General features: G+C 44.7%; 18 protein-coding genes and 5 tRNA genes. All 23 read right to left on the reverse strand.

Annotation, left to right across the window (positions count from 1 at the left end; translation table 11 throughout):
* Positions 1 to 42: 42 nt before the first annotated feature.
* Positions 43 to 867, reverse strand: a complete 825-nt coding sequence (rplB, locus tag PHQ97_00445; protein ID MDD4391209.1) for a 50S ribosomal protein L2 — start codon at positions 865 to 867, stop codon at positions 43 to 45.
* A gap of 18 nt (positions 868 to 885) precedes the next feature.
* Positions 886 to 1,173, reverse strand: coding sequence for a 50S ribosomal protein L23 (gene rplW / locus PHQ97_00450; protein MDD4391210.1), 288 nt, complete (start codon positions 1,171 to 1,173; stop codon positions 886 to 888).
* Entirely contained in the window at positions 1,170 to 1,793 is a 624-nt protein-coding gene (rplD, locus tag PHQ97_00455) for a 50S ribosomal protein L4 (protein ID MDD4391211.1), read from the reverse strand. Before rplD ends, rplW begins: the two co-directional genes overlap by 4 nt.
* 63 nt (positions 1,794 to 1,856) lie before the next feature.
* Positions 1,857 to 2,477 (reverse strand): 50S ribosomal protein L3, encoded by a 621-nt coding sequence (rplC, locus tag PHQ97_00460; GenBank protein MDD4391212.1) that lies wholly within the window; start codon positions 2,475 to 2,477, stop codon positions 1,857 to 1,859.
* Positions 2,478 to 2,497: 20 nt separating this feature from the next.
* The gene (rpsJ, locus tag PHQ97_00465) at positions 2,498 to 2,803 is read right to left on the reverse strand and encodes a 30S ribosomal protein S10 (protein ID MDD4391213.1); all 306 of its coding nucleotides are present in this window, start codon (positions 2,801 to 2,803) and stop codon (positions 2,498 to 2,500) included.
* Between the two features lie 23 nt (positions 2,804 to 2,826).
* Complete coding sequence (gene tuf / locus PHQ97_00470) at positions 2,827 to 4,020, reverse strand: elongation factor Tu (protein ID MDD4391214.1); 1,194 nt, start codon at positions 4,018 to 4,020, stop codon at positions 2,827 to 2,829.
* 151 nt (positions 4,021 to 4,171) lie between these two features.
* Positions 4,172 to 4,642 (reverse strand): 30S ribosomal protein S7, encoded by a 471-nt coding sequence (rpsG, locus tag PHQ97_00475; GenBank protein ID MDD4391215.1) that lies wholly within the window; start codon positions 4,640 to 4,642, stop codon positions 4,172 to 4,174.
* 69 nt (positions 4,643 to 4,711) lie between these two features.
* Positions 4,712 to 5,083, reverse strand: coding sequence for a 30S ribosomal protein S12 (gene rpsL, locus PHQ97_00480; GenBank protein MDD4391216.1), 372 nt, complete (start codon positions 5,081 to 5,083; stop codon positions 4,712 to 4,714).
* A gap of 294 nt (positions 5,084 to 5,377) precedes the next feature.
* Positions 5,378 to 9,766, reverse strand: a complete 4,389-nt coding sequence (rpoC, locus tag PHQ97_00485; protein ID MDD4391217.1) for a DNA-directed RNA polymerase subunit beta' — start codon at positions 9,764 to 9,766, stop codon at positions 5,378 to 5,380.
* 14 nt (positions 9,767 to 9,780) lie between these two features.
* Complete coding sequence (gene rpoB, locus PHQ97_00490) at positions 9,781 to 13,872, reverse strand: DNA-directed RNA polymerase subunit beta (protein ID MDD4391218.1); 4,092 nt, start codon at positions 13,870 to 13,872, stop codon at positions 9,781 to 9,783.
* Between the two features lie 154 nt (positions 13,873 to 14,026).
* Positions 14,027 to 14,404: a 50S ribosomal protein L7/L12 gene (gene rplL, locus PHQ97_00495; GenBank protein ID MDD4391219.1), complete on the reverse strand. Its 378-nt coding sequence runs from the start codon at positions 14,402 to 14,404 to the stop codon at positions 14,027 to 14,029.
* An 82-nt stretch (positions 14,405 to 14,486) separates the two neighbouring features.
* Entirely contained in the window at positions 14,487 to 15,008 is a 522-nt protein-coding gene (gene rplJ / locus PHQ97_00500) for a 50S ribosomal protein L10 (protein ID MDD4391220.1), read from the reverse strand.
* Positions 15,009 to 15,230: 222 nt separating this feature from the next.
* Positions 15,231 to 15,935: a 50S ribosomal protein L1 gene (gene rplA / locus PHQ97_00505; GenBank protein MDD4391221.1), complete on the reverse strand. Its 705-nt coding sequence runs from the start codon at positions 15,933 to 15,935 to the stop codon at positions 15,231 to 15,233.
* Positions 15,936 to 15,960: 25 nt separating this feature from the next.
* Positions 15,961 to 16,383, reverse strand: a complete 423-nt coding sequence (rplK, locus tag PHQ97_00510; protein ID MDD4391222.1) for a 50S ribosomal protein L11 — start codon at positions 16,381 to 16,383, stop codon at positions 15,961 to 15,963.
* Between the two features lie 18 nt (positions 16,384 to 16,401).
* A complete protein-coding gene (nusG, locus tag PHQ97_00515; GenBank protein ID MDD4391223.1) occupies positions 16,402 to 16,932 on the reverse strand; it encodes a transcription termination/antitermination protein NusG in 531 nt (176 codons plus the stop codon).
* 18 nt (positions 16,933 to 16,950) lie between these two features.
* Positions 16,951 to 17,340 (reverse strand): preprotein translocase subunit SecE, encoded by a 390-nt coding sequence (gene secE / locus PHQ97_00520; GenBank protein ID MDD4391224.1) that lies wholly within the window; start codon positions 17,338 to 17,340, stop codon positions 16,951 to 16,953.
* 95 nt (positions 17,341 to 17,435) lie between these two features.
* A tRNA-Trp gene (locus tag PHQ97_00525) sits at positions 17,436 to 17,511 on the reverse strand.
* Positions 17,512 to 17,552: 41 nt separating this feature from the next.
* Positions 17,553 to 17,702, reverse strand: coding sequence for a 50S ribosomal protein L33 (gene rpmG / locus PHQ97_00530; GenBank protein ID MDD4391225.1), 150 nt, complete (start codon positions 17,700 to 17,702; stop codon positions 17,553 to 17,555).
* A gap of 18 nt (positions 17,703 to 17,720) precedes the next feature.
* Positions 17,721 to 18,914 carry an elongation factor Tu gene (gene tuf / locus PHQ97_00535; GenBank protein ID MDD4391226.1) on the reverse strand — a complete coding sequence of 398 codons (1,194 nt, stop codon included), beginning with the start codon at positions 18,912 to 18,914 and terminating at the stop codon, positions 17,721 to 17,723.
* 113 nt (positions 18,915 to 19,027) lie between these two features.
* Positions 19,028 to 19,104 (reverse strand) — tRNA-Thr (locus tag PHQ97_00540).
* Positions 19,105 to 19,169: 65 nt separating this feature from the next.
* Positions 19,170 to 19,245, reverse strand: a tRNA-Gly gene (locus PHQ97_00545).
* A gap of 157 nt (positions 19,246 to 19,402) precedes the next feature.
* Positions 19,403 to 19,487 (reverse strand) — tRNA-Tyr (locus PHQ97_00550).
* Positions 19,488 to 19,503: 16 nt separating this feature from the next.
* Positions 19,504 to 19,579 (reverse strand) — tRNA-Thr (locus PHQ97_00555).
* Between the last annotated feature and the right edge of the window lie 117 nt (positions 19,580 to 19,696).

Genomic DNA, 19,696 nt, shown 5'->3' on the forward strand with positions numbered 1-19,696 from the left:
ATCTTAAAGTCACCTTGCCAAGTTTATCGAACGCATGCGCTATTATGCTGTCCTTTTTTTGACAATGTATCGATCACTTCGTTTGTTTTTGCGAGTCCTGTATCCTTTACTCGGCATACCCCATGGCGAGCATGGATGCCGGCCGCCAGATGACCTTCCTTCACCACCGCCCATCGGGTGATCGACCGGATTCATCGCAACGCCTCTTACTTTCGGTCGTTTACCCAACCATCTTTTACGTCCGGCCTTTCCAAGAGAAATGTTTTCATGGATAACATTTCCCAGCTGCCCGATCGTTGCTTTGCAATTGAGCAATATCATTCTGACCTCACCTGAGGGCAGTTTTATTAAAGCATAGCGATCTTCTTTGGCCATAAGCTGTGCAAACGTGCCGGCACTTCTGACAATCTGAGCGCCCTTTCCGACTCTAAGCTCAACATTATGAATATAGGTTCCCAGCGGAATATTTCTTAACGGCAATGCATTTCCGGGCTTAATATCCGCATCAGGTCCAGACATAATGATATCATTTACCGAAAGATTCATTGGCGCCAGAATATATCTCTTCTCTCCATCTGCATAATGCACAAGGGCAATTCGCGCGGATCGATTCGGATCATATTCTATGGTTGCGACTGTTGCCGCTATCCCGATCTTATCCCGCTTAAAATCGATCAGTCTGTAATGGCGCTTATTTCCACCACCGCGATGCCGACAGGTAATTCGCCCATTCGCATTACGTCCACCGGTCTTTTTTATTGTCCTCAATAAACTTTTTTCCGGCTTATCTGTTGTTATCTCCTGGAAATCCGAAAAAGTTTGAAATCTTCGCCCAGAAGATGTAGCATTTACTCTTTTAACAGCCATTATCTATGCCCCCAGTGCTTATACGCCTTCAAAAAAATCGATACGTTCTCCAGGCATTAATGTCACGATTGCTTTTTTCCAATCTCTTCGCTTACCGAGAATTCGACCTCTACTTTTCACCTTGCCCTTAACTTGGATCGTTCTTACATTTTTAACCCTTACATTAAATATGCCTTCAATGGCACGATGGATATCCACTCTATTGGCTCGGCGGTCTACTTCAAATGAAAGCTGATTAAATGTTTCTTTTTGAATACTGGTCTTTTCGGTAATCAAAGGCCTCTTAATAACATCAAACTGCATCATGCGAGAAGCCTCCCTTCAATATCTTTAATAGATGGCTCAACCAGAATTAATTTTTCATATTTCAAAAGATCATATACATTTAACCCTTCACTCCTGAGCACTTTAACATCAGGAACATTTCGTGAAGACAATTCGAGGTTTTCGTTCTTTTTATCCGTGACTATCAACACTTTTTCCAGGCTCAGGGCATTGAGTACATCAAGGAATTCTTTGGTCTTGATTTTATCAAGATCAAAATTATCCAGAATCGATATCTGTTTTTCCTGCAATTTAGTACTTAAAGCCATCTTAAGCGCTAGTCTTCGTACTTTCTTTGGAATATTAAACGCATAGGATCTGGGTGTGGGACCAAACACGACGCCCCCGCCTCTTAACCCGGGTGCTTTTATATCACCTCTTCTGGCCCGCCCTGTTCCCTTCTGACGAAACAATTTCCGTGTGCTGCCCTTAACGTCCGAACGTCCTTTTACTGAAGCTGTTCCGGAACGTCTTTTTGCCAACTGCATCCTGACAACCTCATGCAGAATGCTCTGTCTCACGAGCACATTGAAAATGTCATCAGACAACTCGACCTGTGAAACCTTTTCGCCTGCTTTATTATGCACATCTACGACAGCCATAATTATCCTCAAATATTTTCTCTGATCTCAAAATAGATATCTCTAAAATTATCCCATACTCTACTATTTTTTCAAAATGGAAAGGATTCCAGAGCGGGCTCCCGGGACAGCACCTTTAAGCAGAATAAGATTTTGATCTGATCTGATATCTACTATTTCCAAATTTCGAATCGTATTCTTACTTTGACCATAATGACCAGGCATCTTTTTCCCTTTGAGAATTTTCGCCGGCCACGCGCACATACCAACCGATCCGGGTGTACGTTTACTGTGCCCGCCGTGCCCCATTGGTCCGCGATGAAATCCATGGCGCTTGATGACACCTGAAAAACCGCGGCCCTTAGATATGCCTGCTACATCGACAAAATCACCAATTTTGAAGATATCAAGAGAAATCTCTTGTCCCAGGCTGTACTCATCCGGGTTCTCAACCGACATCTCTCGAAGCACTTTGGCGGATTTTAAACCGCTTTTTTCCAGATGCCCTTTTGTCGGCTTGTTGGTTCTTGATTCTTTTTTCTCTCCAAATCCCAATTGTAACGCATTGTACCCGTCTGTTAATTCCGTTTTTATCTGGGTGACAACACATGGCCCGACCTGGACCACAGTTACGGGTAAACATATTCCATCCGGGGTGAATATTCGAGTCATCCCCCTTTTTTTTGCTATCAGTCCTTTACACATGATATTCTCTTTTCCCCATCTTACAGTTTAATTTCCACATCCACTCCAGGAGAAAGATCCAATTTCATTAATGCATCGACAGTCTGCTGAGTTGGATCCAAAATATCCAAAAGCCGTTTATGTGTTCTTACTTCAAACTGTTCTCTGGATTTCTTGTCAACATGGGGAGATCGTAAGACACAAAACTTATTTATCTTCGTAGGCAGAGGTATCGGCCCAACTACCTTTGCTCCACTTTTACTTGCCGTATCATAGATATCTACAGCAGACTGATCCAGCAGTTTATTATCATATGCTCTCAGCCTTATTCTGATTTTTGAATTCATTATCATGACTTCAATCTTTCCTATTACTCAAGGATTTCACTTACAACACCAGCACCGACGGTCCGGCCACCTTCTCTGATTGCAAACCGAAGTTCTTTTTCCATTGCAATCGGAGTAATGAGCTCAGCCAAAATCGATACATTATCACCAGGCATTACCATCTCAACCCCATCCGGCAACGTGATCACTCCGGTTACATCCGTTGTACGGAAATAAAACTGCGGACGGTATCCATTGAAAAACGGCGTGTGGCGTCCGCCCTCTTCTTTACTCAAAATATATGTCTCTGCCTTGAACCTCGTGTGAGGTGTAATCGATCCGGGCTTGGCTACTACCTGCCCGCGCTCAACCTCTTCTCTCTTGGTCCCCCGAAGCAGGACACCAATGTTGTCTCCGGCCTGTCCCTCATCCAGAAGTTTGCGGAACATCTCCACTCCGGTACATACCGTCTTGACAGTCGGCCTGATTCCAACGATCTCCACATCTTCTCCGACCTTGATAATCCCCCGATCAACACGGCCGGTGACCACTGTCCCTCGTCCGGATATGCTGAACACATCTTCAATCGGCATCAAAAAAGGTTTGTCAACATCGCGTTCCGGCGCAGGAATATAGTTGTCGATTGCATCCATCAACTGGAATATGCATTTGGCCGCATCGCTGTCGGCATCATCGCTCTCCAGTGCCTTCAATGCGCTGCCGCGAATAATCGGAGTATCATCTCCCGGAAAATCATACTTGTCCAGAAGCTCTCGCATCTCAAGCTCAACCAGCTCAATCAACTCTTCATCATCGACCATATCGCATTTGTTCAAAAACACAACGATCCGGGGAACACCGACCTGGCGAGCCAGCAATATATGCTCCCGGGTCTGCGGCATCGGTCCGTCATCAGCGCCAACCACCAGTATGGCTCCGTCCATCTGAGCGGCTCCGGTGATCATATTCTTGATATAGTCAGCATGGCCCGGACAGTCGACGTGCGCATAGTGCCGTTTTTCAGTTTCATATTCAACATGCGCGGTCGCAATCGTTATGCCCCGGGCTCTTTCTTCAGGCGCCTTATCAATCTGATCAAACGAAATAAAATCCGCCATCCCCTTCAAGCCCATATGCTTTGTAATTGCTGCCGTCAAGGTCGTCTTCCCATGATCGATATGACCGATGGTACCCACATTCACATGAGGCTTTTTCCGCTCATACTTTGCCTTCGCCATTTTTCTTCCCTCCCCTTATCGCGGGATCTATACCTATCTTTCTTCATCCGAAGCTGTCAATAGACACTGTAAACTCCAGCCTCCGGAATAGAAATATAACTATGAGTTTTGCCGCACCTGCTTAAAACAAATTACACACAGGACCGTATCGTTACCATCTGAAATGAGCAAATGCCTTGTTCGCATCAGCCATTTTGTGGGTATCTTCTTTCTTTTTAACAGAAGCCCCTCTGCTGTTTGCCGCATCCATGAATTCACCCGCCAGTTTCTGCGCCATGGTTTTTTCCGAACGCTTGCGCGCAAAGCCAATGATCCACCTTATGGCAAGCGCCGTTCTGCGGGATGTTCGAATTTCTGTTGGAACCTGATACGTAGATCCGCCAACTCGACGCGACTTAACCTCAATCAACGGCCTCACGTTGTCCACGGCAGTCTCAAAAAGTTTGACAACCGATTCTTTTGTCTTGTTCTCCATTATGTCAAAAGACTCGTATATTATCGATTCTGCAAGACTTTTCTTGCCATCCCGCATTATACATTTAACAAATCTCGTGACCATCTTGCTGTTATATTTGGCATCAGGCGCTATCGGTCGCTCAGTGATTTCTCTTCTTCTTGGCATAGCTTACACCATTTCCCCGTTTTTATTCGTTCTACTCCTGATTTTATATTCTATCTGAGTACATACAGGTTATTTAGGCTTTTTGGACCCGTACTTGGATCTGCTCTGCTTACGGTCTTCAACCCCCAAGGTATCCAATGTCCCCCTGACGATATGATATCTGACACCCGGCAAATCCTTAACTCGACCACCTCTTACCATTACAACCGAATGCTCCTGAAGATTATGTCCAATCCCTGGAATATAAGCTGCAACCTCGACGCCGGATGTCAGCCTGACCCTGGCAACCTTGCGCAATGCCGAGTTCGGTTTTTTAGGAGTCGTCGTATAAACCCTGGTACACACGCCTCTTTTTTGCGGTGCGCCTTTCAGCGCTGGCGTATTACTTTTCTTCTCGATTTGTTTCCTACCGTTCCTGACTAACTGGTTTATGGTCGGCATATTATCCTCTTAATCCTGTGTTAATCCAAATCGCCATTAAATGTTAAAGTGTCGGCAAAAGACATGATTATTTATACATCTATAAGAACGTTGTCAAGCGATTTATGAAAAATTAATTAACTTCCACAATATCTCATACTTCAAATTGATATTTTTATTGCCCTGTGTATTATCATGCAAAATATATTTTTTATTAAGCTATTCGTTCGAATTCAATGGGTTAGCCAATAAACATTTACACAGAGGCAATCATCTCCCGAAGGCAAAATCAGCCGGCTCTGTCGCCAGAGATGCCTAAGGCATCTGAATCGACACATCATTGTACTGGGCCATCCCTGTTCCAGCCGGAATAAGCCTGCCCATAATCACATTTTCCTTTAAGCCCCTCAAGGTATCTAAAGCCCCTTCGATACTAGCATCTGTTAAAACCTTGGTTGTCTCCTGAAACGAAGCTGCAGAAATAAAGCTGTCTGTACTCAGCGATGCTTTGGTTATACCGAGGATCAGAGGCTCTGCGGAAGCCGGTTTACCACCTTTTGCTATAACCTCGCTGTTAACTTCTTCGAATGTGGTTTTATCTACCTGCTCATCAACTATAAAATCCGTATCACCCGCATCACGAACCTTTACTCTCCTCATCATCTGACGAACAATAACCTCAATATGTTTATCGTTGATGCGGACGCCCTGAAGCCGATAGACTTCCTGAACTTCATCAACCAGGTACTTGGCCAGAGACACCTCTCCTTTTATATTGAGGATGTCCTGCGGATTGGCGGCCCCCCCAATCAATGGATCACCCGCCCGGACATAGTCCCCTTCATAAACATTAATATGTTTGCCGCGAGGTATAAGATATTCTTTCTTTTCTCCGACCTCTGCAGGGGTAATCGTAACCTTTTGCTTACCTTTTTTAGTACTCTTCATAATAGAGACATACCCGTCAATCTCACTTAAAACGGTTGCCTCTTTCGGTTTTCTGATCTCGAACAGTTCAGCGACACGTGGCAAACCACCCGTAATATCCTTTGTTTTAGTAGTTGCCCTAGGAATCTTTGCAATGACATCTCCCGCCTTAACATCACTTCCATCTTCCACCATCAAAATAGCGTCCGTCGGAAGGATATAACGTGCCATCCCCGATGAAGTTGGAAGTTTAAGCGTTTTACCATCAGCGCCCTTAATGGAGATTCTCGGCCTCACATCCGTACTTTTCGACTCGATTACCGTTCGACTTGACTTTCCGGTAACCGGATCCACTTTCTCCTGAATTGTTTTACCAAGGGAAATATCTCCAAATTTAACTATTCCACCGACCTCGGTAACAATAGGCGTCGTAAAGGGATCCCACGTCGCCAGAAGGTCTCCTGACGAAACTTTCTGACCATCGGCGACATTCAGCCGGGCTCCGTAAATGACTGGAAACCGTTCACGTTCCCTGCCCGCCTCGCCAACAACGGCGAACTCCCCTCCACGACGATTCATGACCACAATCTGATTTTCCGCATTTTTGACGGTATTAAGATCTATATATTTTATGATTCCGTCAACACGGGCTTTAATATCAGCCTGCTCAACTCTCCGACTGGCGGTTCCTCCGATATGAAATGTCCGCATGGTCAACTGCGTACCCGGCTCACCAATCGATTGAGCGGCCAATATGCCCACGGCCTGACCGATTTCCACCCGAGCCCCGTGAGACAAATCACGTCCGTAACATTTAGTACATACGCCATATTTCGATTTACATGTCAGTACAGAACGTATCTTAACGGTTGAGATTCCGAGTTCTTCAATTTTTTCGGCAAGGTTCTCATCAATTTCCTGACCGGCTCTGACAAGAATTTCATCGGTAAATGGATCGAGTATATCTTCAACGGACACTCGACCGAGAATTCTTTCTCCTATCCGCTGAATAATTTCTCCACCCTCCATCAGAGGCTCAACCTCAACACCGAGCATGGTTCCGCAATCTTTTTCCATTACGATACAATCCTGAGCCACATCGGCAAGCCGTCGCGTCAGATAACCTGAGTTGGCTGTTTTTAAAGCGGTATCCGCCAGACCCTTTCTGGCACCGTGCGTGGAAATGAAATACTGCAAAACGGAAAGACCTTCCCGGAAATTCGCCGTAATCGGCGTTTCGATGATTTCACCGGAAGGTTTGGCCATCAACCCCCTCATTCCGGCCAGCTGCCGCATCTGATCTTTGCTCCCCCTGGCTCCGGAATCCGCCATCATATAGATGGAATTCAGATTACCTTTAAGCGGCGATCCGGATGCCGCTGTTTTATCATCGCCTTCGGAAGCCGGAGTCATCTTCATGGCCTCCATCATTTCATTTGCCACATCATCTGTTGCTTTTGCCCAGATATCGACAACTTTGTTATATTTTTCTCCCTGGGTAATCAGACCCTCGGTATACTGCCGGTTGATCTCGGTTACCTGCTTTTCGGCGGTCGCCAGTATTTCAGTCTTGGCCTCCGGAATAATCATCGCGTCAATGGATATAGACAACCCACCGATAGTGGAATACTTATATCCGATATCTTTTAACCGATCCGCCAGTATGACCGTTGCCTTGGCCCCTAAATTCCGGTAAGCATAGTCCACAAGATCGCGTAATGCTTTTTTATCCATTAAGTTATTAATAATGTGAAACGGAATTTCCGGACGTTTGTTGACCACCTCAAACAAATGATACCCTTCATCAGCAACAAGGATACCGCTGACCTGATTCTTTTTCAGAGAAAAAACGCTGTCCGTCTCCTCCCCTGAAAAATCGAAAATTCTCTGGAACTCATCTTTTCTCAACAAACCGAGTTTACCGCCAAATTCTTTATCCGGGCTGATAGAATATTTATCCACAAGATCTTTAAAAGCGATACCGGATTCCAGCTCATCAAGCAGCGCCTCGGCCTCTTTACGGGTTCCTGTCTGAACATGGCGCATTTCTATAACCGTATCTTTAGGAATAATTTCCCATAAAATAATACGGCCAACTGTGGTTTGAACCCTTTCACCGTATATTCGGACTATAATTTTGGCATGTAAATCAACAGCTTCTGCATCATATGCGGATCTGACCTCTCCTACATTGGAAAATATTTTTCCTTCACCAGTTAGGCCTTCAACCTCTCGGGTCATGTAATATATCCCCAGCACGATATCCTGTGTCGGCACTATAATAGGAGACCCATTCGCTGGGGACAGAATGTTGTTGCTTGACAGCATCAGGACGCGGGCTTCGATCTGAGACTCAACAGACAATGGGATATGAACCGCCATCTGGTCACCATCAAAGTCGGCATTAAAAGCCGTACACACCAGTGGATGAAGCTGAATGGCTTTTCCTTCAATCAGCGTCGGTTCAAACGCCTGAATACCCAGGCGATGAAGCGTGGGAGCCCGGTTGAGAAGGACAGGGTATTCTCTAACCACTTCATCCAGAGTATCCCACACTTCCGGTGTTTCACGCTCTACAAGCTTTTTTGCACTTTTTACGGTTGATACAAGCCCTTTTTGCTCCAGCCGGTAATATAAAAAAGGCTTGAACAATTCGAGTGCCATCTTTTTCGGAAGCCCGCATTGATGCAGCCTGAGATTTGGCCCGACCGTAATAACCGTTCGTCCGGAATAATCAACTCGTTTACCCAGCAAGTTCTGGCGAAATCGCCCCTGCTTTCCTTTCAATGTATCACTCAGAGATTTCAGGGGACGTTTGTTGGTCCCGGTAATAACTCTTCCATGCCTGCCATTATCAAACAGCACATCAACCGATTCCTGAAGCATCCGTTTTTCATTTCGAACGATGATATCGGGTGCTTTTAAATCCATCAATCGTTTAAGTCTGTTATTCCGATTAATAACCCGGCGATAAAGATCATTGAGATCAGAGGTGGCAAACCGGCCGCCTTCAAGCGGAACCAACGGACGTAAATCCGGGGGCAATACGGGAATGACATCCATGATCATCCATACGGGATTGACTCCGGACCGGCACAATGCATCAACAATTTTCAATCGTTTTGCAAGTTTTTTACGTTTGGTCTCAGATGACGTTGTATTGATATCTTCCCTGAGTTCTTTATAAATCTCTTTCAGGTCCAGATTTTCGAGCATGCTTTTGACAGCTTCTGCTCCGATGCCAACCTCGAATTTCGGCCCATAGAGTTCCAGCGCCTCGTGATATTTTTCATCGGACAAAAGCTGGAATTTCGCCAGGGGCGTATCTTTTGGATCCAAAACGACATAGCAGTCGAAATAAAGAATTTTCTCCATGCTCTTGAGCGTCATATCGAGCAGGTTGCCAATTTTACTTGGCAGACTTTTCAAAAACCATATATGAGCAGCGGGAGTGGCAAGTTCGATATGCCCCATCCGTTCCCTTCGAACCTTTGACTGTATGACTTCAACACCGCATTTTTCGCAGATTACTCCACGGTGTTTCATCCGTTTATATTTTCCGCAATTACATTCGTAATCCTTCGTTGGTCCGAAAATCTTGGCGCAAAACAGCCCATCACGCTCCGGCTTGAAGGTTCTGTAGTTAATCGTCTCCGGTTTTTTTATCTCCCCATGAGACCATTCCAGAATCTTCTCAGATGATGCCAAAGCAATCTTAACAGCCTTATAAAGTTTTGGGTCAATAGGTTTGGCGAAGAAATCGTATAATGTTTCCAAGTTCTTCTCCTTAATTATTTATCACCTTCAATGAGGGTTAAATCCAATCCTAGGCTCTGCAATTCTTTTGTCAAAACTCTAAATGACTCAGGCATACCGGGTTCGAGCACATTTTGGCCTTTTACAATTTTTTCATACATACGGGTTCTTCCGACCATATCATCGGATTTTACCGTCAAAAATTCCTGAAGCGCATGAGCAGCCCCATAAGCTTCCATAGCCCAGACTTCCATTTCTCCAAGTCGCTGGCCGCCGAATTGTGCTTTCCCTCCAAGAGGCTGCTGGGTTACGAGAGAATACGGTCCAATTGATCTGGCATGAATTTTATCGTCAACCAGATGATGCAGTTTTAGCATATACATCGTACCAACCGTAATCTTTCCCTTAAAAGGCTCACCCGTTCGCCCGTCATACAATGTGGTTTGTCCTGAGGTATCTAGCCCTGCTTCTTTTAAAAGGGCCTTAATTTCAGATTCTTTGGCTCCATCAAAAACCGGAGTAGCCATAACAACGCCGTTTTTATAATTGCCGGCAAATCTGCTAAGTTGTTCATCATCCATATTTCCAAGGGACAAATCCGTATCGGAAAATATTTTATTAAGCTTTTCGCGAAGCAGGGTCGTATTGTGTTCTTCAAGAAGGGTGGTGATCTGATCACCAAGTACTTTTGCCGCTCTTCCCAAATGGATTTCAAGCACCTGGCCGACATTCATTCGGGACGGGACTCCAAGCGGATTGAGAACCATGTCAACCGGTTTACCATCTCCGAAATACGGCAGATCTTCGACAGGCAGAATCCTGGAAACAACCCCTTTATTTCCGTGTCGACCGGCCATCTTATCACCCACAGAAAGTTTTCTTTTCATGGCGACATATACTTTGACCATTTTTATAACGCCGGGAGGAAGATCATCTCCTTTTTCATAACGACTGACCTGATGTTCAAACTCAATGCGGCATCGATCCCGCTGCTCTTTAAAAAAATCAAGAATCTCGTACAATTTTTCATTTATTTGAGAATCTTTCAACACAACAGCTTCAAATTGAACCAGCGGAACTGCATCGATGGCTTCGGCGGTAAGCTCCTGCCCTTTGGTAATCAGAGTTGTTTTGCCCTTTTTCAAGGCGATGTTGCTTACCTGACCGAGAAGAAGTGATTTCAGACGAGTTCTTACCATCTCTTCGAGAATAGTTATCTCATCATCCCGATTCTTCTCAAATATGGCGATCTCTTCATCTTCTATATTTCTGGTTCGATCGTCCTTCTCAATTCCTCTGCGCGAAAACACTTTAGCATCAATGACGATTCCCTCAACCCCGGGGGGAACCCGAAGGGACGAATCTTTGACATCTCCTGCCTTTTCGCCAAAAATTGCCCTTAAAAGTTTTTCTTCCGGAGAAAGCTGCGTTTCGCCTTTGGGAGTTATTTTTCCGACAAGAACATCGCCTGGCCGAACTTCGGCGCCTAAGCGGATAATCCCGCTGTCATCTAAGTTTTTCAATGCCTCATCGCCGACGTTTGGAATATCGCGGGTAATCTCTTCCTTACCTAATTTTGTATCCCGGGATACGACTTCAAATTCTTCGATATGAACTGATGTATAAACACCATCTCGGACAAGTCGTTCGCTGACAAGAATGGAATCTTCATAATTATACCCCCCCCATGGCATAAATGCAACTGTAACATTTTTACCCAGCGCAAGTTCCCCTTTTTCTGTTGCCGGACCGTCTGCGATGATCTCACCGGCTTTGACAAGTTGGCCTTTTTGAACGATAGGCCGCTGATTGAAACATGTATTCTGATTGGATCGTTTAAATTTTGACAGATTATAAATCGTAACATTTCGCCCGGATAATTCCTCAGTCGAATCGTGCTTCAACACAATTCGAGAGGCATCCACATCAACGATCGTTCCGTCAACGTCAGCGACAATCGTAACACCGGAGTCCTTTGCCACAATGGACTCTATACCGGTACCAACTAACGGGGCTTCACTCATAATTAACGGAACCGCCTGCCGCTGCATGTTCGATCCCATCAATGCCCGGTTCGCATCATCATTTTCAAGAAACGGAATCAATGATGCAGACACGCTCACCAGCTGATTCGGAGAAATATCCATCAATTCGATATTTTCCCGTTCAACCATCATAAACTCCCCTGCCACACGAGACGTAACCATTTCGTTTGTATAATGGCCTGCAGCATCAACCGGTGCATTTGCCTGTGCGATAGGATGCTGCTTTTCTTCAAACGCGCTGAGAAATTTCACCTCATTGGTCAGAACCGCATCTTTTACCACCCGGTATGGTGTTTCTATAAATCCGAAATCATTTACGCGGGCATATGTACTCAAAGATACAATAAGACCGATGTTAGGTCCTTCAGGGGTTTCAATAGGACAAATCCTTCCATAGTGGGATGGATGAACGTCCCGAACCTCAAAACCCGCCCGTTCGCGGGTAAGCCCGCCGGGTCCGAGCGCACTGAGCCGCCTTTTATGTGTTGTCTCTGAAAGCGGATTGGTCTGATCCATGAACTGGCTAAGCTGGCTGGTTCCAAAAAATTCTTTAACAACAGCAGAAACAGGTTTGGGATTAACCAGATCATGCGGCATTAACGCATCAACTTCCTGCAAACTCATCCGTTCTTTGATCGCACGTTCCATCCGTACCAGGCCAATTCGATAATGATTTTCAAGCAGCTCGCCAACCGCCCTCACACGCCGGTTACCCAGATGGTCGATATCGTCAACAGGGCCCTGAGTATCTTTCAGTACGACCAGTGTTTTGGCCGTCAGCAATATATCTTCTTTTCTTAAGGTGGTGACATTAACCGGCGTCTCGATACCGAGTCGAAGGTTGATCTTCAAACGCCCGACACCGGATAAATCATAATACGCCGTTTTAAAGAACAGGTGATCCAGAAATTCCTGCGCGACCTCAGGAGTTGCAGGATTACCGGGCCTGAGTCGTCTATAGATATCCAGAAGGGCCTCTTCCTTCGTAGCAACCTTATCCAGCATCAAGGTTTTATGTATTGAATCGCTGCTGGATACGTCATCAATGAAAATAATCTCAAACTCATTGATACCGTTTTTTTTCAATTTTCCGATTACTTCATCACTGACGATATCATTTGCATTGACTATTGGAGAGCCGGTTTCTGAATCAACGATCCTGTAGGCAAAAATGCAGTTGAACAAATCGATCTCATCGATGGGTATGAGGCGAATATCCAGTTCCCTCATCTGACGAATTGACCGCTGGGTAAACATCCGACCTTTTTTTAAAATCACCTCACCCGTTTGAGGGTCACAAATATCCAACGAGGAACGTCGGCCCTTTAAAAGGTTTTCATCCAGCTGTCTGTAATAAGTACTGCCCTGAATAATAATTTTTTCGGTTTTATAGAAATAAGAAAGGATATCTTCAGTCGAATATCCGAAAGCTTTAAACAGCAACGTCACAGGAAATTTCCGGCGTCTGTCTATCCGGATATATACGATCCCCTTTGGATCTATTTCCATATCTATCCACGAGCCGCGTACCGGTATAATCCTTGACGTATAAATTATTTTTCCGCTTGAATGGGTTTTTCCTTTATCATGATCAAAAAAAACACCCGAAGAACGATGAAGCTGGCTAACCACTGCCCTTTCAGTACCATTGATAATAAAAGTTCCTCTTCGCGTCATCAAAGGAATCGTTCCAAAATATATTTCCTGCTCTTTAATATCACGAATATTGGAGGTTCCGGCCTCTTTATCTACATCGTACACAACCAGTCTGACAGTAATCCGTACTGGCAATTCATAGGTCATTCCACGACTTACACATTCTTCAACACTATGTTTAACTTCACCGAATCGATAGGACACGAATTCCAGAGAAGCACTTCCTGTAAAATCCTTAATGGGAAATACAGATTTAAAAACGGTCTGCAGACCTATATCTTCCCGCTTCGCGGGTGGAACATCAATCTGAAGGAATCGCCTGTACGATTCGCGCTGTACTCCGATCAGGTTGGGAATTGCAACTATCTTTTCAATTTTGCCGAAGTTTTTTCTTATACGCTTATTTGCCAACGGCCTTATCGACATGGCATCTCCAATTTACATTATATTTTACTATATCCGAGAAAACAGATTGAAGGGCATAGCCCTTCAATCTGTTTTCTCGTCACAAAATATCAATAGATATTTGCTGTTTTCCATTTATTTCAGATCGTATTTCACATCATTTTGGTAAAACAAACTATTTCAATTCGACCTGAGCACCGGCAGCTTCGAGCTGTGCCTTGAATTTTTCGGCTTCTTCTTTGGTTACAGCTTCCTTAACCGCTTTGGGTGCACCATCAACCAGATCTTTAGCATCTTTCAATCCAAGGCCCGTAATCGCTCTGACTTCCTTAATGACCTGAATTTTTTTATCACCCGCTGCTGTCAGAACAACATCGAATTCAGTTTTCTCTTCTGCGGCTGCTGCCTCTGCCGGAGCAGCTGCCATCATAGCAACAGGAGCGGCTGCTGACACACCAAATTTATTTTCTAACTCCTTAACGAGTTCAGACAAGTCGAGTACTGACATATTTGCAATAAATTCAATCAAATCTTCTTTAGTTATATCTGCCATTTTATTTATCCTCCAACGAAGTCCTTCGCGATGTTGAATTGCGCATTCGCAATACGATGTTGATTTTTTATAAACAAGTTTATCAGGCCGCTTCTTTTTGATCCTTGATTGCCTGAAGTACATTTAACAATTTTTGAGGAATAGCATTGAGGGTTCTTACGAATCCGGCGGGCACAGCATTCATGGTTGATAGTAACTGACCCAGCAAAACTTCTCTTGACGGCAATAAAGATAATGATTTAATCGCAACGGCATCAAGTACCTTGCCGTTCATAACACCCACCTTAACTTCCAGCTTTGCATTCTCTTTTGCGAAAGACATTAATATTTTAGCAGGTGCGACAGGATCATCATAGCTGAGAGCAATTCCACTTGGCCCCTTGAAATTATCTGATATAACAGCGACATCAGTGTTTTCAGCAGCTCTGACCATAAGCGTATTTTTTACGACCTTATAATCAATGCCAGATTCTCTGAGTTGACGGCGCATTTTAGTAATCGCGGATACATCAAGGCCCTTATAATCTGTCAGGATTACTACCTTGGATCTTTTAAATTTTTCATGCAGATCCGTAACAATTTGTTGCTTTTCGGATAGAAACATATATACACCTCCTTCCTTTTTTTCTGTAAAGACCCGGAGGCATCAACATACCAGAACCGCTGTCTCTTTAGGCAGGCAACGCCAATTAAACACGCAATCGTGCACCTAAGGTCTTTGACAGGAATATGTATTAGACAATGGCTAAAATTGATTAGAAATCAGTTTTTTTTTTGATTTGATAACCAGAAGTTATTCAATAGAGAATTAATGGACAGCCCATCTTTATTTTAGAAAATCCTTCACGTATGCCGGATCAATTTTTACGCCGGGCCCCATGGTTGTGGAGACAGCAATACTTTTAAAATAGGTCCCCTTGCTTGAAGCCGGCTTCAACTTCACAATGACTTCTAAAAAGGCGGTCATATTCTGTAAAATTTTTTCAACTCCGAATGACACTTTTCCCATGGGCACATGGACAATGCCGGCTTTTTCCGCTCTGAAATCAATTTTTCCAGCCTTCAGTTCCTGAACGACTTTGGCGATATCGAAGGTAACTGTCCCTGTTTTGGCATTCGGCATCAGGCCTCTAGGCCCCAGGAGACGTCCGATTTTGCCTACGGTACCCATCATATCAGGTGTAGCAACGGCTTTGTCAAAATCAAACCATCCGTCTTTTATCTTATCGACCAAGTCGTCATTTCCAACAAAATCAGCATTTGCATCAAGCGCTTCTTTTTCCTTCTCACCCTTTGCAAAAACAAGCACCCGCACTTCTTTTCCGAGACCGTTAGGCAATACAACGGTTCCCCGTACCATCTGATCAGCATGACGGGGGTCTACACCCAACCGCACAGCTACATCGACAGTCTCATCAAATTTTGCATAAGAAGCATCAATCGCTTTTTTCACACCCTCAGATAAATTAAGCTTTTCCTGGGCGTTTATATTTTTTGTAGCCTCTAAATATTTTTTACCCCGCTTAGGCATTTGCTTTACTCACTCCTTTTTTTCTTTAAACGACCTCGATCCCCATACTTCTTGCGGTTCCCGCAACGATTCTGCAGGCGGCTTCTATGTCATTGGCGTTCAAATCAACCAATTTCAGTCTGGCAATTTCTTCAACCTGCTGCCGGGTTACTTTACCAACTTTATCACGTTTTGGATCCGAAGCACCCTTAGCAATTTTGGCCGTTTTTTTCAAAAGAACAGCGGCAGGTGGCGTTTTGGTAACAAATGTAAAGGTGCGGTCCTGATAAACCGTAATCACGACAGGAATAATCATCCCTGCCTCATTTGCTGTCTTGGCATTAAATGCCTTGCAAAAATCCATTATATTGACGCCATGCTGGCCCAGGGCAGGTCCAATTGGAGGCGACGGATTGGCTTTACCGGCCTCAACCTGCAATTTTATTTGTACAATTACTTTTTTTGCCATATGAATATTCTCCCGAAATTATAACTTTGTCACCTGTACAAAATCTAATTCAACCGGTGTTGATCGGCCGAATATACTTACCAACACCTTAATTTTGCCTTTTTCCTGATTGACCTCTTCAACGGTTCCATTAAAATTTGTAAAGGGGCCGTCAATAACACGAATCTCATCGCCCGTCTCAAAAAAGAATTTCGGTTTGGGTTTGAGTTTCCCAGCCTCCATCCGCTTTAATATATGTTCTGCTTCTGAATCGGAAATAGGGGCAGGCTTATTCTTTCCGCCCAAAAAGCCTGTCACTTTTGCTGTATCGCTGACGATATGCCATGTTTCATCATCCAGATCCATTCGTACCAGAATATATCCCGGATAAAATTTTCGAGACGAGGTTTTTCTTCTGCCCTTTACCAGCTCAACTATCTGCTCGGTTGGAACAATCACCTCACCGAATTTTTCAGGTTTTTTTGATAAAGCTATTCGCTCTTCCAGCGCGGCTTTCACCTTACCTTCATAGCCTGAATATACATGAACTATATACCACTTAAGAGGCACTTTCAGTTCTCCCTATTTCTATCTTAAAATCAGACGGATAAGATTCGTCAAGCTTATATCAACAAGACCCAGAAAAGCCGATACGATAATAACAAAGATAAGTACAACCACTGTGGAACCGATCGTCTGCTTTCGACTTGGCCATGTGACTTTTTTAAGCTCTATCTTTACTTCCCTTAAAAACTGAACCGTTTTATCGAAAAAGTTCTTTTCCTGTTGGGAAGATTTTGCTCCGCTTGATATTTTTTTTGGAACTGTGCTCTTTTTTTTAATTTTAACAGGAGCGGGAACCGACCCTGACTGAATTATCGGACTTTCGTTTTCGTTCTGTTCTGGAAGTTCGGCACCGGCGTCAGTTGTTTTTTTCTTTACTTTATCAGGATTTTTTTTTCGCTGTAACCGTCCCATTGCTCTCCTAAAATGCTGAAAAGCTCAAAGATGACGTATACCGGATACCAACTAATATCCCTCAACTGTTACCTCTGAGCTTTATACAAAAAAATTGGCAGGCCAGGAGGGATTTGAACCCCCAACCCTCGGATTTGGAGTCCGACGCTCTGCCGTTAGAGCTACTGGCCTGCATAACCCCATCACAAATGGGTGGTCTGACTCAGCATCAACTATTTTGTCTCTTTATGCGGAGTATGTTTTCTGCAGAAACGGCAATACTTGTTAAACTCCAACTTGTCCGGTGTTGTCCGTTTATTTTTTGTCGTCGTATAATTTCGTCTTTTGCATTCCGTACATGCAAGCGTCACAATAATTCTCACCTGAAAACTCCCTAATTATCATTCAAGGATTTCACTTACAACACCAGCACCGACGGTCCGGCCACCTTCTCTGATTGCAAACCGAAGTTCTTTTTCCATTGCAATCGGAGTAATGAGCTCAGCCAAAATCGATACATTATCACCAGGCATTACCATCTCAACCCCATCCGGCAACGTGATCACTCCGGTTACATCCGTTGTACGGAAATAAAACTGCGGACGGTATCCATTGAAAAACGGCGTGTGGCGTCCGCCCTCTTCTTTACTCAAAATATATGTCTCTGCCTTGAACCTCGTGTGAGGTGTAATCGATCCGGGCTTGGCTACTACCTGCCCGCGCTCAACCTCTTCTCTCTTGGTCCCCCGAAGCAGGACACCAATGTTGTCTCCGGCCTGTCCCTCATCCAGAAGTTTGCGGAACATCTCCACTCCGGTACATACCGTCTTGACAGTCGGCCTGATTCCAACGATCTCCACATCTTCTCCGACCTTGATAATCCCCCGATCAACACGGCCGGTGACCACTGTCCCTCGTCCGGATATGCTGAACACATCTTCAATCGGCATCAAAAAAGGTTTGTCAACATCGCGTTCCGGCGCAGGAATATAGTTGTCGATTGCATCCATCAACTGGAATATGCATTTGGCCGCATCGCTGTCGGCATCATCGCTCTCCAGTGCCTTCAATGCGCTGCCGCGAATAATCGGAGTATCATCTCCCGGAAAATCATACTTGTCCAGAAGCTCTCGCATCTCAAGCTCAACCAGCTCAATCAACTCTTCATCATCGACCATATCGCATTTGTTCAAAAACACAACGATCCGGGGAACACCGACCTGGCGAGCCAGCAATATATGCTCCCGGGTCTGCGGCATCGGTCCGTCATCAGCGCCAACCACCAGTATGGCTCCGTCCATCTGAGCGGCTCCGGTGATCATATTCTTGATATAGTCAGCATGGCCCGGACAGTCGACGTGCGCATAGTGCCGTTTTTCAGTTTCATATTCAACATGCGCGGTCGCAATCGTTATGCCCCGGGCTCTTTCTTCAGGCGCCTTATCAATCTGATCAAACGAAATAAAATCCGCCATCCCCTTCAAGCCCATATGCTTTGTAATTGCTGCCGTCAAGGTCGTCTTCCCATGATCGATATGACCGATGGTACCCACATTCACATGAGGCTTTTTCCGCTCATACTTTGCCTTCGCCATATTCAATTCCTCCCCTGTCATTATTATACAAGCTATTATTGTCTTTTTAAAAATCAGTGTCTTCCCTGGTCATCGCTCCGCAGGAAAGACAATCCAGAAAACAAAGATTAAACTGGAGCCCACGACCGGGATTGAACCGGTGAACCTCTTCCTTACCAAGGAAGCGCTCTACCGACTGAGCTACGTGGGCTTTAATGGAGCGTCCACTTACTTTAATGTAAGCGCATTTTTTGAAGACATTCATCGCTTTTATTCTGGAGCGGGAGACGAGGCTCGAACTCGCGACATTCAGCTTGGAAGGCTGAAGCTCTACCAACTGAGCTACTCCCGCTTTTCAAAACGGCGTTAACTCGCCAAGTTATATCAGTTCGCGCGAATGCTCCTCAAAGCATAAAGAAAGCAGCATAATACTCGTGGGAAGCTATGCAGTATTACCGATTCCCTCCCAAAAAAAGAAATCTCCTGCATTCAACTTGCGATGAGGATAGTGGTGGTGGGGGGAGGATTCGAACCTCCGAAGGCTTTGCCGACAGATTTACAGTCTGTTCCCTTTGGCCGCTCGGGAACCCCACCATATATTTTTAAACCATGGAGCCAGCGGAGGGACTCGAACCCCCGACCCACTGATTACAAATCAGTAGCTCTACCAGCTGAGCTACGCTGGCGCTCCATAATAAATGTGAAATAACCGTCGTCTCAAAATATTTACTACTATCAAGGTTTTCTGAAAGTTTCAAGATAAATTTTCAGTCTGACTCAAAAAAACACGGTTATGAATTTAT

The sequence above is a fragment of the Desulfobacterales bacterium genome, assembly GCA_028704555.1.
Taxonomy (GTDB): Bacteria; Desulfobacterota; Desulfobacteria; order Desulfobacterales; family JAQWFD01; genus JAQWFD01.

What these genes read in the sequence shown, in the direction of transcription:
- rplB (MDD4391209.1), bottom strand. Translation starts at nt 867, where the DNA reads ATGGCTGTTAAAAGAGTAAATGCTACATCTTCTGGGCGAAGATTTCAA.
- rplW (MDD4391210.1), bottom strand. Translation starts at nt 1,173, where the DNA reads ATGATGCAGTTTGATGTTATTAAGAGGCCTTTGATTACCGAAAAGACC.
- rplD (MDD4391211.1), bottom strand. Translation starts at nt 1,793, where the DNA reads ATGGCTGTCGTAGATGTGCATAATAAAGCAGGCGAAAAGGTTTCACAG.
- rplC (MDD4391212.1), bottom strand. Translation starts at nt 2,477, where the DNA reads ATGTGTAAAGGACTGATAGCAAAAAAAAGGGGGATGACTCGAATATTC.
- rpsJ (MDD4391213.1), bottom strand. Translation starts at nt 2,803, where the DNA reads ATGAATTCAAAAATCAGAATAAGGCTGAGAGCATATGATAATAAACTG.
- tuf (MDD4391214.1), bottom strand. Translation starts at nt 4,020, where the DNA reads ATGGCGAAGGCAAAGTATGAGCGGAAAAAGCCTCATGTGAATGTGGGT.
- rpsG (MDD4391215.1), bottom strand. Translation starts at nt 4,642, where the DNA reads ATGCCAAGAAGAAGAGAAATCACTGAGCGACCGATAGCGCCTGATGCC.
- rpsL (MDD4391216.1), bottom strand. Translation starts at nt 5,083, where the DNA reads ATGCCGACCATAAACCAGTTAGTCAGGAACGGTAGGAAACAAATCGAG.
- rpoB (MDD4391218.1), bottom strand. Translation starts at nt 13,872, where the DNA reads ATGTCGATAAGGCCGTTGGCAAATAAGCGTATAAGAAAAAACTTCGGC.
- rplL (MDD4391219.1), bottom strand. Translation starts at nt 14,404, where the DNA reads ATGGCAGATATAACTAAAGAAGATTTGATTGAATTTATTGCAAATATG.
- rplJ (MDD4391220.1), bottom strand. Translation starts at nt 15,008, where the DNA reads ATGTTTCTATCCGAAAAGCAACAAATTGTTACGGATCTGCATGAAAAA.
- rplA (MDD4391221.1), bottom strand. Translation starts at nt 15,935, where the DNA reads ATGCCTAAGCGGGGTAAAAAATATTTAGAGGCTACAAAAAATATAAAC.
- rplK (MDD4391222.1), bottom strand. Translation starts at nt 16,383, where the DNA reads ATGGCAAAAAAAGTAATTGTACAAATAAAATTGCAGGTTGAGGCCGGT.
- secE (MDD4391224.1), bottom strand. Translation starts at nt 17,340, where the DNA reads ATGGGACGGTTACAGCGAAAAAAAAATCCTGATAAAGTAAAGAAAAAA.
- tuf (MDD4391226.1), bottom strand. Translation starts at nt 18,914, where the DNA reads ATGGCGAAGGCAAAGTATGAGCGGAAAAAGCCTCATGTGAATGTGGGT.